Genomic DNA, 13,941 nt, shown 5'->3' on the forward strand with positions numbered 1-13,941 from the left:
ATTACGGTGGCCACGCCGGTGGTCGCCTCCCCTCCCCCTTAAGGCCCACCAGCCGCTTCCCCGACCCCGCAGGCAGCAATACCCGGCAAGGGTGCACTAAGCTAAGGACACCTGCCACGGCCACCATCGGGACACCATGCGGTATTATTTCCAGCACCTGGGCGAACGACTGCGCACCAGCTTCCTGACGGTGCCCGCCAGCATGATCGTGCTGGCCATCCTGCTCGCCATTGTCCTGCGGCTACTGGACAGCACTGTCAATTTTGGCGACCTCACAGGTCTGGACTGGCTGAGCATCAGCGACGCCGACAGCGCCCGCGCCCTGCTCTCCACCATTGCCTCCTCCACCATTACCGTCGCCGGTACCGTATTCTCGATCACTGTGGTGGCCCTTACCCTGGCCTCGAACCAGTTCGGCCCGCGGCTGGTGCGCAACTTTATCCGTGACCGCAGCACCCAGGTGGCGCTGGGTATTTTCCTCGCCACCTTTGCCTATGCGCTGGTCACCATCCGCAGTATCGACACGCTCCAAGGCGATGTCCGTAACTACGACCTGGCAGTGCACGTGGCGATGCTGCTGGCGGTGGCCAGCATCCTGTTTCTGGTGTACTTCATCCACAACGTGGCGCTCACCATCCAGGTGGACAACATCACCCACCAGATCAACCGCGAATTCCACCGGGCCATCGACCGCGAGTACCCGCAGTCCTCGCAAGATACGGAAGGAGAGAAGTTCGACGAGGAGCGCCTGGAACTGGGCACGGGCTGGATCAATATTCCCAGTGGCGGTGGCGGCTATGTACAGCTGGTCAACCGCCAGGCCCTGAAGTCCCTCGCGGAAAAACACGACTGCTGCCTGCAGATCACCAGTCACGCCGGCGCCTATGTCAACCACTGGGGCGTGCTCGGGCGCGTTTACCATTCGCCGGAAGACATAGACTCCCTGTTCGCCGGCATCCACTCGGCGGTGGAGCTGGGGTCGCAGCCCACTGCCGAGCAGGACATTGTCTTTTCGATCCGCCAACTGTCACAGATTGCTGTGCGCGCCCTGTCGCCAGGCATCAACGATCCCTTTACGGCTTACACCTGTGTCGATCGACTGGTGGAGGGGCTGGGCACGGTGCTGCAGCGCCCCGAACCGGCCAATTGCTTTACCGATGAGCAGGGCTGCCTGCGACTGGTTACCCGTGAACTCACTTTTGGTGACCTGCTCGACGCCTCGCTGGATGAAATCTGCGAACACGGCCGCGCCAACGGTGTGTTTATGCGGCACCTGCTGCATTCACTGTTACACCTCAGCCGGGCCTGCGGTCGCGGACAGGACCGCCGTGCAATGCTCAACTACGTACGGCGGCTGGAACAGGACTGCGAGACCTTTATCGAAAGCAGCGCCGATATCGAGGCGATAAAATCCCGCGTCGACGAAATCGCGCGGGCGCTGACTAATTAACAGGCCAGGCACTCGTCGCCACCAGCGGTTTTCGCCAGTCCCGCGAGCTGAATAAAAATGACTATCGGGAAGGTTTGCGCAGGGTATCTAAAGAGGAATCATTTTCGTTCCGCTTTTCGGCCAAATTTGTGTTTCACCCTTTATATACAGTGTCTGCGTGAATTCCCCCTGCCCTTGACTTGCCGCCGGCAGCACCGCAAACTCCACCGGATCAACGCCGTCGATCCTAGAATAAATGCACGGAAAAATTTCCAGGCGGCGCGGAAGCAGACAACTCACAACAGGACATTCCCGCGGGTATTCACCCTGCAGTGCGGGCACAGGAGCAAAAGCTATGAAAGGCGATCCCAAGGTCATCGAACATCTCAACAAGGCGCTGGGCAACGAGCTGGTGGCCATCAACCAGTATTTCCTGCACGCGCGCATGTATGACAACTGGGGCCTGAAAGAGCTGGGCAAGAAGGAATACGACGAATCCATCGATGAGATGAAGCACGCCGACTGGCTGATCGAGCGGATCCTGTTCCTGGAGGGCATCCCCAACCTGCAACACCTGGGCAAACTGCTGATCGGCGAAGATCCGCAGGAGATGCTCAAGTGCGACCTCAAGCTGGAGTCCAAGGCCATTCCCGACCTGCGCGACGGCATCGCCTACTGCGAATCCGTGCGCGACTACGGCAGCCGCGAACTGCTGGAGAAAATTCTCGAATCCGAGGAAGATCACGTGGACTGGCTGGAAAAACAGCTGGAGCTGATCGACCGTGTGGGCCTGCAGAATTACCTGCAGACACAGATGGAAAAAGCCTCCGACGAATAAGGGCTGTTTCCCGGGCCGGCATAAATACGCCCCAAATAACGGGCATAAAAAAACCGCGGCACTCGCCGCGGTTTTTTCGTCCCGGGGACCGGCAAGGTTTACTCGCCGTCCTCGCTCTCGGCAGAGGCCTCTTCCACCAGGGTCTTCAGCTCGCCGCTCTCGTACATCTCCATGATGATGTCACAGCCGCCGACCAGCTCGCCCTTCACCCACAGCTGCGGGAAGGTGGGCCAGTTGGCGTACTTGGGCAGCTCGGAGCGGATATCCGGGTTGGACAGTACATCGACGTAGGCAAACCGCTTGCCACAGGCCATCAGCGCCTGGGAGGCGCGCATGGAAAAGCCGCACTGGGGCGCGTTGGGGCTGCCTTTCATATACAGCAGGATGGCGTTGTCGGCGATCTGCTGCTTGATGTTCTCCATTGTGTCCATAGGGATAGCTAACCTCGGGTAGTGGTACCGGTCGATAATGAATTGGGGCGCGGTGCCGGCGGGGGCGGTTGCGCGCTGGCCGGCATTGTACCCTAGTGTATGGCCGCATACGAAAAACGACGTTTCCCGGCGCCAGTGACTATCCCGCCATCATCCTTGTGGTAGTATTGCCGGCCAACCCGGGGAAACTGCGGATTGCAGGCATCAAAGCCGAATTTCCTGCGGCACCCGGATCGACAGGCCCACCGGCAGAGGAGACAGCGAAGTGGCCACCCCCGCACTGATGCAGAATTACGGCGAGAGAACCCTGACCCTGGTCCGGGGCGAAGGCAATTACGTGTGGGACGACAGCGGCCGGCGCTACCTGGATGCCATCTCCGGCATCGCCGTGTGCGGCCTGGGGCACTGCCACCCGGCGGTGACCGCGGCGCTGCAGGACCAGGCCCACACTTTGCTGCACGTCTCCAACCTCTACAACATCCCCGCCCAGGAGCAGCTGGCGGAAAAGCTGGTGGCGCTGTCGGGCATGGACAATGTGTTCTTCTCCAACTCCGGCGCCGAGGCCAACGAGGCCGCCATCAAGCTGGCGCGCAAGCTGGGCAACGAGCGCGGCCTGGCCTGCCCGCGCATCGTGGTGATGGAAAACGCCTTCCACGGCCGCACCCTGGCCACGCTCACCGCCACCGGCAACGAAAAGGCCCAGCAGGGCTTCGCGCCCCTGCCCGAGGGCTTCCTGCGCGTACCGTTCAACGACATCGCCGCCATCGAGGCACTGGCCGCACAGCACCAGGATATTGTCGCGGTACTGGTGGAGCCGGTACAGGGCGAGGGCGGCATCCGCGTGCCCGACAGCGATTACCTGTTGCAACTGCGCCAGCTCTGCAACGCCCGCCACTGGCTGCTGATGCTGGACGAGATCCAGACCGGCAACGGCCGCACCGGCGAGTTGTTCGCCTACCAGCACGCCGGCATACTCCCGGATGTGGTCACCACGGCCAAGGGACTTGGCAACGGCGTACCCATTGGCGCCTGCCTGGCCAGCGGTGTGGCGGCGCAGTTGTTCGGTGCCGGCAGCCACGGTTCCACCTTTGGCGGCAACCCGCTGGCCTGCCGCGCCGCCCTGGCGGTGCTGGAGACCCTGGAAAGCGAGGCCCTGGTGGAACGGGCCGCGGCACTGGGCGACAGCCTGCTGCAGCAACTGCGGGTACAGCTGGGCGGCTGCGAGGCCGTGCGCGATATCCGCGGGCTGGGCCTGATGGTGGGCATCGAGCTGGACCGCCCCTGCCCCGAGCTGGTGCAACAGGCCCGCGCCCACGACCTGCTGATCAATGTCACCGCGGGCAATGTACTGCGCCTGCTGCCGCCGCTGACCCTCAGCGACAGCGAGTGTCGCCAGGTGGCGGACATTGTGAGCGGCCTGATTCTGCAATTCGCCCGGCAGGCCGCCTGAGGCACACCACCGGGAAACGGACAACACAAAACGCCAGCAATCAAAGAAGGGAGACCAGACCCATGGCGATCAGACACTTTCTCAGCCTGATGGACCTGACGCGGGAAGAACTCGACACGGTGATCGAGCGCGCCATTGAACTCAAGGCCCTGCGCGCCCAGGGCATTGCCACCGAGCCCTTCCGCGACAAGGTGCTGGGGATGATTTTCGAGAAATCCTCCACCCGCACCCGCGTGTCCTTCGAGGCCGGCATGGCACAGATGGGCGGCAGCGCCCTGTTCCTGTCCCCCCGCGACACCCAACTGGGCCGCGGCGAGCCGATCGAGGACAGCGCCCGGGTCATCTCGCGCATGGTGGACATGGTGATGATCCGCACCTTCGGCCACAACGTGCTGGAACGCTTCGCCGCCCACTCGCGGGTGCCGGTGATCAACGCCCTGTCCGACAGCTTCCACCCCTGCCAGCTGCTGGCGGATGTGCAGACCTACGTGGAGCACCGCGGCAGCCCCACCGGGCGCGTGGTGGCCTGGGTGGGTGACGGCAACAATATGTGCCACTCGTATATCAACGCCGCGCGCCAGTTCGACTTCGAGCTGCGCATCGCCTGCCCCGAGGGCTACGACCCGGACGAGTCTATCGTCGCCACCGCCGGTGACCGGGTCAGCATCGTGCGCAAGCCACAGGATGCCGTGCGCGATGCCGACTGGGTGGCGACCGATGTCTGGGCCTCCATGGGCCAGGAGACCGAGCAGCAGCAGCGCCTCAAGGCGTTCGAGGGCTTCCTGGTGGATCACGAGCTGATGAGCCACGCCAACAGCGAGGCGATCTTCATGCACTGCCTGCCCGCCCACCGCGGCGAGGAAGTGAGCGCGGAACTGCTGGAAGACGAAAACATCTCGGTGGTCTGGGACGAGGCAGAAAACCGCCTGCACGCACAGAAGGCCCTGATGGAATTCCTGCAGGAAAACAGCAACTGATTTTCCCGCTTCACATTCTGCTGCGGTAACCCTTCACAGTAGCGAACCCAGGGCGCCCGCGCCGGTTGCACCGGCCGGGCGCTTTTTTTATGTTGGCGCCAAAAATGATTTGATGTGCAGGGCAACCCCGTGTAACTTCCCGCGCCCCGGCGGCGGGCAGAGACTCCCGGGTGTTCTTTTTTTGTGCACACCGGACCGGCGCTGGCCGGTTATTTTTCCACCGCCTTGGCGAACGCGCCCCGATGCCGGAACTGCGTTCAAAAAACAACCAGGCGCAAATGGCAACGGCACAAAAAAACTGATGAATTTCACGCCACTGGCGCGCGCTCATTCACACAGCCCGCTGGCGCAAAATACCACGACAAAGTGAACGCTTAAGTACCACTTTGCTCACTGACTAGACAGGTCAAACCGGTTATTGCCCAGGTTAATTTAGGGGCGCAAAACTATTAAAAAAAATTCTTAAAAACACCGGCTTTTCTTCACAGCTGGTCACCTTTTAGACACCTCCAGCAACGGCGGGCGCTGGCGGCACAGTAGCTACTGACCTTCACCGCCTACTAACAATTTATCCACAGATAACCCCCGAGTTATCCGCCTTGAAAACCGGCCTCTACCGCATTATCTTGTTGCGCAGTCGAGAGGCAACCCCAACATATAGGGTTTTACTCCCAATTCAGCCCCAAGCTGACGGGGGCTTACCACGACTCTGCGCCAATCAGTTCGGCGCCATTCAGTCAGTCAGAAGTTATCCAGACGAATCCAGAGGTACCCGGGCGGAATTTTCCGCCACAGGCACCCGGACGTGTCGCGTCCATAGGTAACAGGTCGTTGACCGGGAGCCACAGGCAAAGACGGCACCGACGGGGGCATGGCCTGTTCGCCCTCCTCCGCCCGCACCGACAGGTGCCGGGTGGGTAAAACGGGGTGGCGGGCACCCCCGCAACAGGCCGCGCAGGTTACGCGGACAACAAGCGGAAATAACACAGTACACACTTGCGGAGATCTACATGCACACAGAGACAGGGCGCTCTCAAGCCGTACCTTCCGAGAACGGCAAATCCAGGGATCAGGCCGGTAGCGACACCACCCTCGCCGCCACCGCGCCGGGACAGGTTCGCGTCATCAAGCGCAACGGCACCGTGGTGCCCTACGACGACAGCAAGATCTCCGTCGCTGTCACCAAGGCGTTTCTCGCGGTAGAGGGCGGCACCGCCGCAGCCTCCAGCCGCATCCACGAGAAAGTGCAGGAGCTGGTGGGCCAGATCACCGCCACCTTCAAGCGCCGCATGCCCTCCGGTGGCACCATCCACATCGAGGAAATCCAGGACCAGGTGGAACTGGCCCTGATGCGCGCCGGCGAACACAAGATCGCCCGCGACTACGTCCTCTACCGCGAGGAGCACGCCCGCCTGCGCGCCGAGAAGGAGCAGCACAAAGAAGCCGCCGCCCAGGCCGGCGAGACCCACCCCAGCATCCGCGTGAAGCAGGACGACGGCAGCCTGCTGCCGCTGGACCTGGACCGCCTGCGCACCATCGTCGCCGAGGCCTGCGAGGGCCTGAAGGACGTGGATGGCGAGGCCATCCTCAGCGAGGCGCTGCGGAACCTGTACGACGGTGTCTCCCAGGAAGACATCAACACCGCGCTGGTGATCACCGCGCGCACCATGGTCGAGCAGGAACCCAACTACACCTACGCCACCGCCTGCCTGCTGCTGGACAAGCTGCGTGCCGAGGCGCTGCGTTTCCTGGGTGTGGCCAACGACGCCACCGCCCACGAGATGGAAGACCTGTACAGCCAGACCCTGGCCGCCTACGTGGAAAAAGGCATCGAGCTGGAACTGCTGGACCCGGCCCTGGCCACCTTCGACCTGGAATCACTGGGTGCCGCCATCAAGGGCGAGCGCGATCACCAGTTCACCTACCTGGGCCTGCAGACCCTGTACGACCGCTACTTCCTGCACAGCGACGACATCCGTTTCGAGCTGCCGCAGATTTTCTTCATGCGCGTGGCCATGGGCCTGGCCATCAATGAGGAAAACCCGAACGAGCGCGCGATCGAGTTCTACGACCTGCTGAGCTCCTTCGATTACATGAGCTCCACGCCCACCCTGTTCAACGCCGGCACCCTGCGCCCGCAGCTGTCCTCCTGCTACCTCACCACGGTGCCGGACGACCTGCACGGCATCTACGGCGCCATCCAGGACAACGCCATGCTGTCCAAGTGGGCCGGCGGCCTGGGCAACGACTGGACCCCGGTGCGTTCACTGGGTTCCTACATCAAGGGCACCAACGGCAAGTCCCAGGGCGTGGTCCCCTTCCTGAAAGTGGCCAACGACACCGCCGTGGCGGTGAACCAGGGCGGCAAGCGCAAGGGCGCCGTGTGTGCCTACCTGGAAACCTGGCACCTGGATATCGAGGAATTCCTGGAGCTGCGCAAGAACACCGGTGACGACCGTCGCCGCACCCACGACATGAACACCGCCAACTGGGTACCGGACCTGTTCATGAAGCGCGTGTTCGACGACAAGGAGTGGACCCTGTTCTCCCCGGCCACCTGCCCCGACCTGCACGACCTGGTGGGCGCCGCCTTCGAGGAGCGCTACGAGCACTACGAGCAGCTGGCCGCCGAAGGCAAGCTGAAGCTGCACAAGAAAGTGCGCGCACTGGACCTGTGGCGCAAGATGCTGGGCATGCTGTTCGAGACCGGCCACCCGTGGATCACCTTCAAGGACAGCTGCAACCTGCGCAGCCCGCAGCAGCACGCCGGTGTGGTACACAGCTCCAACCTGTGCACCGAGATCACCCTGAACACCAAGGCGAACGACGAGATCGCCGTGTGCAACCTGGGCTCCGTGAACCTGGCCCAGCACATCGGTGAAGACGGCCAGCTGGACCGCGCCAAGCTGTCCAAGACCGTCAACACCGCCGTGCGCATGCTCGATAACGTCATCGACATCAACTACTACTCCGTGGACACCGCGCGCCAGTCCAACTTCCGCCACCGCCCGGTGGGCCTGGGCCTGATGGGCTTCCAGGACGCGCTGTACCGCGCCGGCATCTCCTATGCCAGCGACGAGGCGGTGCAGTTCGCGGACATCACCATGGAAGCCATCAGCTACGAGGCCATCTCCGCCTCCAGCGACCTGGCGGCCGAGCGCGGCAAGTACCAGAGCTACGACGGCTCCCTGTGGAGCAAGGGCATCCTGCCGCTGGACAGCATCAAGATCCTGGCGGAGCAGCGCGGTGAGCAGTACATCGAGCAGGACACCAACAGCACCCTCGACTGGGGCAGCCTGCGCAGCAAGGTGAAAACCCAGGGCATGCGCAACTCCAACGTGATGGCGATCGCCCCCACCGCGACCATCGCCAACATCACCGGGGTTTCCCAGTCCATCGAGCCCACGTACCAGAACCTGTACGTGAAATCGAACCTGTCCGGCGAGTTCACCGTGGTGAACCCGTACCTGGTGCACGACCTGAAAGACCGCGGCCTGTGGGACCAGGTGATGGTCAACGACCTGAAATACTACGAGGGCTCGGTACAGAAGATCGAGCGCGTGCCGGCGGACCTGAAAGCCAAGTACGCCACCGCCTTCGAGGTGGAGCCGCGCTGGATCGTGGACGCCGCCAGCCGTCGCCAGAAGTGGATCGACCAGGCCCAGTCCCTGAACCTGTACATCGCCGGCGCCGACGGCCGCAAGCTGGACCTGACCTATCGCATGGCCTGGTACCGCGGCCTGAAGACCACTTACTACCTGCGCGCCCTGGCCGCCACCAGCACGGAAAAATCCACCGTGAACAGTGGCAACCTGAACGCGGTAAGTGCCGGCGCCACCAACGGCGCGGCAGCGGCGGCCCCGGCCGCCGAGCCGCAGGCAGCCCCGGTACCCCAGGCCTGTTCCCTGGACGACCCGGACTGCGAGGCCTGCCAGTAAGCAGGTTTGCCACCGGTGTTCATGCACCGGTGGTGGCTAAAAGTCTCTCGGGGGAGAGCGTCTAACCGTTAATCGGTCAGGACCATAAGCTGCGCCCCCGGTCCCCTGCCCTTCTATGGGGGAAGCGCGGGAAGTAACGGACCGGGGAGCGGCAGCACTCGAAGCCCGAATGGTGGAGACCCGATTCCACCGCAAACTTGATCTGGCGCAGGAAGCCCTGCCCGGAAGTGCGTTAAAAATACCGCACTGCAAAGACAAAGCACTGGCGCAGTGGCGCCAGTGCACAGGGAAACCGCCGCGAAAACGCATAGATACATCCCTGTAGCTCTGTAGGCACCGTCCATGGTGCCTACAGTTTCGCAGCGATTTCCCTGCACACTGGCTTCGCAGCAAGTAACAGCGTTGCCAGACAATGAGCTAAAACGAACACACGCAGCAATTCACGCAGCAGAAAAGACGGAAAGGCCAACATATGCTTAGCTGGGACGATCTCGAACAACCGTCACAAGAAAAGAAAAGCACCGAACCGCGACCGGCGCCGGGCGCACTGCAACAAGAAGTATCCGAACCGGGAACCGCCTACGAATCCCACAGTGCGCCGGCGTCGCCCGCGGCCCAATCCACCGTTACCACCGCGCCGGCTTCCGACGCCGTGGCAGCGGCACGGGCCGCCGTAGCCGACATGGACCCGGCCCCGGGCCTGGAAGAGCTGGAAATGGGCGCCGCCCGTATCGAGGTGGACGAGAAGCGCATCATCAACTGCCGCGCCGACCTCAACCAGCTGGTACCCTTCAAGTACGACTGGGCCTGGCAGAAATACCTGGACGGCTGCGCCAACCACTGGATGCCGCAGGAAGTGAACATGAACAAGGACGTGTCCATGTGGAAAGACCCCGAAGGTCTGACCGAGGACGAGCGCCGCATCGTGGAATACTCCCTGGGCTACTTCTCCACCGCCGACAGCCTGGTGGCGAACAACCTGGTGCTGGCCATCTACCGCCACATCACCAACCCGGAGTGCCGCCAGTACCTGCTGCGCCAGTCCTTCGAGGAAGCCATCCACACCCACGCCTACCAGTACTGCGTGGAGTCCCTGGGCATGGACGAGGGTGAGGTATTCAACATGTACCGCGAGGTTCCTTCAGTCGCCAAGAAAGCGGCCTGGAGCCTCAAGCACACCCAGTCCATCGGCGACCCCAGCTTCAAGACCGGTACCGTGGAAACCGACCAGGAGCTGCTGCGCAACCTGATCGCCTTCTACGCCGTCACCGAGGGCATCTTCTTCTACTGCGGCTTTACCCAGATCCTGTCCATGGGCCGCCGCAACAAGATGACCGGCGTTGCCGAGCAGTTCCAGTACATCCTGCGCGACGAGTCCATGCACCTGAACTTCGGCATCGACGTCATCAACCAGATCAAGCTGGAAAACCCGCACCTGTGGACCCCGGAGTTCCAGCAGGAAGTGGCCCAGATGATCCTGGAAGGCATGGAACTGGAAGTGGCCTACGCCCGCGACACCATGCCGCGCGGGGTCCTGGGTATGAACGCCAACATGATGGAGGAATACCTCCACTTCATCGCCAACCGCAGGCTCTCGCAGCTGGGCCTGAAGGAACAGTTCCCGGGCGCCCAGAACCCCTTCCCGTGGATGTCCGAGATCATGGACCTGCGGAAAGAGAAGAACTTCTTTGAGACGCGGGTTATCGAATACCAGACCGGTGGTGCGCTTCAATGGTAAGAGGAACAACCAAGAAGCCATAAACAAGGACAACTACGACAAGTAGTCGCTCACAGGAAGAGAGGTATTGAAAGCGGGCGAAAGCCCGCTTTTTTTGTATCCCACAATAGCGAGCCGAGCCCAAAATTAGTCAGGAACGTCAGGAAAAAGACCCAGATCACGAGACGCGTCGTGTATCTACCCGAGGAGCCCCTCTAACCTATTGATTTTAAAGCGCATTCTCGGAGAAGACAGGGTTAGTGGCTCAGCTGGATAGCAAGACGCATCACGTTTTTGCCTGAGCTGCCACCCTCGAAAAGGCTCTAATGTATTGAAAAATATGAGTTATCTGATAACACTCACGCATCACTATTTGTAGATAGACGACGAATGGATATATAGATGCGTCTTTTGAATAAACTGTTATAGGGTCTTTAGACGATTATGAGCAAACTGGCTGGAATGACCATCAATGAACGTCTCTTTCATGTCGGTATCATGGATGAGTTTGATGTGGCCATTTTGTCTCGCGATCAAGAAGAAGCGATTGCTCTATTGCAACGTGTAGAGCTTTCGAGGGAAGAGGCAGCGGCGACAGTGGCAACCATTTTTGAGGACCCGGGCAAGTATGGCTACACCAAGCCGTAACCCAGGTGCCTTGCAGCCCAATAACAAGGCCATTAATTCTGTTCCGGGCCTATGGCCCTCCACCGGACGCCCTTGTCAGGGCGCCGCTTATGGCTGGCGTTATGTCGTCGAGTGAAATCGCGCAATGAAAGATGAAGAATATAGAGAATTTGAAGCTTCAATTCGTGATTACATGCGTATTCACTTAAATGAGCATTATGCTGATTTGAAAAATCCTGTCCGTACCACGATTATTGAACGGACAAATGCTTTGATTTATCGATCTTCCGCTGTCCAGTGGAACTATAATCACCTAAAAGGCACCACTCAAAGTTCGATAGATTTAATCTTCAGTCAGGGGCGCTCTGAAATATACCCGAACACAATTAACCATCTATTTCCACTTTCATTTTGCTTTGATGATATTGTATTTAATCTTGTATCAATGATTGATTACACGGCGATGTTAATGATCTCCATTATTAGTGCTAATCGCTCAAAGTCCATGAAATGGAATAATTTACGGAAAAAATTAAACGACGATGACCTTGGTTTTCCTGAGACGGCAAATCTTGTTAAAAAAATTCATGAGGGGTGGGTCAATAGGCTGTCGGAATATAGAGCCGGTGTGTATCACAACAATAACCAATTCGTTGCTGCTGAACACTGGAGTGATTACCTGAAAGGCACAGAAAATCTTTCTTTTTACCTTCCAGATATGGCAGCTCGCCAACTTCCAATATTTGATCGAAATAAGAAAGTTGACATGATTGCAGGTGCAGAGGCGCTAGTTGATGGAACCTTTGACAAAGTAAAGCAGTTGCTTAAGTTGTGTTATTCAGAAAAGCCATAATTAATATACCAATGACATAACAAGCGGTTGTAGTCGCCGCGAAATACACGGCTGGGACGGCTTACGCTACGCTCCAACCGCCCCTAAACCGAGCGTTATAGCTGAGCCATAGAATGAAAGTGTACTCAGAGACAACAAGAAGAATGGTGTTCGCTCTAGCAGCAGGTCCATTGCTACTGGTTCCTGCGGTAGTAGCCGCCACGTTGATAAATGTATTAATTCAAGGCCCTAACGCTGATTGGCAGGGCGCACTAGTCACTTCTTTAATTGTCTCTGTGGTAGGTCTCGCAATTGCATATCCTTTAGCTCTCATTATCGGAGTGCCGTCATTTGTCTTGCTCAAGCGCTATGGATTGCTCGGTTTGCTCCCATTAATGGGTGCGGGATTTTTGGGTGCCTTTTGCGTTACTCTTTGGCTTGCTCCGTCCTTACGAAGCTTTATATTGTTTGGATACTGCTCCACAGCTGTAGTGCTCGGTTGCTGGGGGACTTACAAGTACGCAAAGCTATAACAATGCCAGGCAGTTTGCTCCGGGCCTCCGGCCCTCCGCGGGACAGCTTACCTTGTGCACGTTTTGCGCAGGTCGCTCTGCTCCCATTTTTGCGCAAAACGCGCACAAGTTAAGCTGCCCCTGCTGGCGGCGTTAGGCAAAAATGAGAAACATTGAAGAAGCCATTGCAGAGCTGAGAAAGCTAAATGAGTCAGTTCCTCGCCCGCTGCCACTTCCGAGCAATCGAGATGTTGAAGAGGTTGAGCTTGGCTTAGGTGTAACTTTTCCACCGGAATATCGAGCTTACCTATTGAACGCTAGTGATGTGGTGCTCGGCACACTAGAGCCTGCGACGATTACCGAACCGGAAAGTCATACCCATTTACCTGAGGTAGTCGCCACTGCAAGAGGCTTTGGTATCCCAACACGGCTGATTCCGTTCTGCGAAGACAACAGCGACTTTTACTGCTTAACTCCAACCGGCGAGGTCGTATTTTGGTCTCACAACGGGTTAAAGGAAGAGAGCTGGCCAAGCCTGGCAGCTTGGATCTTCCAAGTATGGATCGGGGAACATGCCTAACAAATTGTTGTAGTTCGTTCCGGCCTTCGGCCTCCACCGGACGCCCCTGTCGGGGCGCCGCTAAACAAAAGCGTTATGAGCTAATCGAGCATGCTTAGAAGGAAATGCCCCAACTGCTCTCAGAAAACACTGAACGTACCAGTTTTAAGCAATAATTATATTTGTTCGGCGTGTGTATCAATTTTCCATCAACCTTGGTGGGCAAACATGCTGGAGGCAGTGGTGGCCTCAGCGCTAGGCACAGCTGCATTTTTCTACCTGTTGTTTAGCTTCAGCTGGATAGGACTTACCACGGTATTTTTAGGATTGCCGCTTTTAGTGGATCAGCTTTTCAGGAAATTTGGGCCGATTAAATTGGGTGGAGTAAAAGGTGTACTCCGTAAGCGCTCATAACAAGGCCGGGCAATTTGCTCCGGGCCTTGGGCCCTCCGCGGGACAGCTTACCTTGTGCACGTTTTGCGCAGGTCGCTGCGCTCCCATTTTCGCGCAAAACGCGCACAACGTAAGCTGCCCCTGCCGGCGGCGTTAAATAAAAGACTTACCCACGTTTAGTAGACACCCTGTATAGTTAGGTTTCGGCCTAACACGGAGGTGTACCATGGGTAAGAAA

At 59.0% G+C, this 13,941-nt stretch carries 10 protein-coding genes; 9 read left to right on the forward strand and 1 reads right to left on the reverse strand.

Going from position 1 to position 13,941, the window contains the following annotated elements:
• The first annotated feature begins 136 nt into the window (after nucleotides 1-136).
• Both LVD11_RS11285 and bfr read left to right on the forward strand, forming a co-directional pair.
• Nucleotides 137-1,450 (forward strand): DUF2254 domain-containing protein, encoded by a 1,314-nt coding sequence (locus tag LVD11_RS11285; RefSeq protein WP_237059044.1) that lies wholly within the window; start codon nucleotides 137-139, stop codon nucleotides 1,448-1,450.
• Between the two features lie 334 nt (nucleotides 1,451-1,784).
• Nucleotides 1,785-2,267, forward strand: a complete 483-nt coding sequence (gene bfr / locus LVD11_RS11290; RefSeq protein ID WP_237059045.1) for a bacterioferritin — start codon at nucleotides 1,785-1,787, stop codon at nucleotides 2,265-2,267.
• Nucleotides 2,268-2,365: 98 nt separating this feature from the next.
• On the opposite strand, the gene grxD is transcribed toward bfr, so the two are convergent.
• Nucleotides 2,366-2,698, reverse strand: a complete 333-nt coding sequence (grxD, locus tag LVD11_RS11295; protein ID WP_232941435.1) for a Grx4 family monothiol glutaredoxin — start codon at nucleotides 2,696-2,698, stop codon at nucleotides 2,366-2,368.
• A gap of 265 nt (nucleotides 2,699-2,963) precedes the next feature.
• On the opposite strand from grxD, the gene LVD11_RS11300 reads away from it, so the two are divergent.
• The 7 genes from LVD11_RS11300 (at nucleotide 2,964) to LVD11_RS11330 (ending at nucleotide 13,331) form a co-directional block, all read left to right on the forward strand.
• The gene (locus LVD11_RS11300) at nucleotides 2,964-4,148 is read left to right on the forward strand and encodes an aspartate aminotransferase family protein (protein ID WP_237059046.1); all 1,185 of its coding nucleotides are present in this window, start codon (nucleotides 2,964-2,966) and stop codon (nucleotides 4,146-4,148) included.
• Between the two features lie 62 nt (nucleotides 4,149-4,210).
• Nucleotides 4,211-5,125: an ornithine carbamoyltransferase gene (gene argF / locus LVD11_RS11305; RefSeq protein WP_237059047.1), complete on the forward strand. Its 915-nt coding sequence runs from the start codon at nucleotides 4,211-4,213 to the stop codon at nucleotides 5,123-5,125.
• A gap of 1,010 nt (nucleotides 5,126-6,135) precedes the next feature.
• A complete protein-coding gene (locus LVD11_RS11310) occupies nucleotides 6,136-9,063 on the forward strand; it encodes a ribonucleoside-diphosphate reductase subunit alpha (protein WP_237059048.1) in 2,928 nt (975 codons plus the stop codon).
• Between the two features lie 472 nt (nucleotides 9,064-9,535).
• Nucleotides 9,536-10,801 (forward strand): ribonucleotide-diphosphate reductase subunit beta, encoded by a 1,266-nt coding sequence (locus LVD11_RS11315; protein WP_237059050.1) that lies wholly within the window; start codon nucleotides 9,536-9,538, stop codon nucleotides 10,799-10,801.
• Between the two features lie 423 nt (nucleotides 10,802-11,224).
• Entirely contained in the window at nucleotides 11,225-11,428 is a 204-nt protein-coding gene (locus LVD11_RS11320; RefSeq protein WP_237059052.1) for a hypothetical protein, read from the forward strand.
• Nucleotides 11,429-11,552: 124 nt separating this feature from the next.
• Nucleotides 11,553-12,260 (forward strand): hypothetical protein, encoded by a 708-nt coding sequence (locus LVD11_RS11325; protein WP_237059055.1) that lies wholly within the window; start codon nucleotides 11,553-11,555, stop codon nucleotides 12,258-12,260.
• Between the two features lie 654 nt (nucleotides 12,261-12,914).
• A complete protein-coding gene (locus LVD11_RS11330; protein WP_237059056.1) occupies nucleotides 12,915-13,331 on the forward strand; it encodes an SMI1/KNR4 family protein in 417 nt (138 codons plus the stop codon).
• Nucleotides 13,332-13,941: the final 610 nt, after the last annotated feature.

Origin of the sequence: Microbulbifer sediminum, assembly GCF_021729035.1 — a bacterium.
In the GTDB taxonomy this organism is placed as follows: domain Bacteria; phylum Pseudomonadota; class Gammaproteobacteria; order Pseudomonadales; family Cellvibrionaceae; genus Microbulbifer; species Microbulbifer sediminum.

Coding starts and splice junctions, on each gene's coding strand:
- LVD11_RS11285 (WP_237059044.1), top strand. CDS start 137: ATGCGGTATTATTTCCAGCACCTGGGCGAACGACTGCGCACCAGCTTC.
- bfr (WP_237059045.1), top strand. CDS start 1,785: ATGAAAGGCGATCCCAAGGTCATCGAACATCTCAACAAGGCGCTGGGC.
- grxD (WP_232941435.1), bottom strand. CDS start 2,698: ATGGACACAATGGAGAACATCAAGCAGCAGATCGCCGACAACGCCATC.
- argF (WP_237059047.1), top strand. CDS start 4,211: ATGGCGATCAGACACTTTCTCAGCCTGATGGACCTGACGCGGGAAGAA.
- LVD11_RS11310 (WP_237059048.1), top strand. CDS start 6,136: ATGCACACAGAGACAGGGCGCTCTCAAGCCGTACCTTCCGAGAACGGC.
- LVD11_RS11315 (WP_237059050.1), top strand. CDS start 9,536: ATGCTTAGCTGGGACGATCTCGAACAACCGTCACAAGAAAAGAAAAGC.
- LVD11_RS11320 (WP_237059052.1), top strand. CDS start 11,225: ATGAGCAAACTGGCTGGAATGACCATCAATGAACGTCTCTTTCATGTC.
- LVD11_RS11325 (WP_237059055.1), top strand. CDS start 11,553: ATGAAAGATGAAGAATATAGAGAATTTGAAGCTTCAATTCGTGATTAC.
- LVD11_RS11330 (WP_237059056.1), top strand. CDS start 12,915: ATGAGAAACATTGAAGAAGCCATTGCAGAGCTGAGAAAGCTAAATGAG.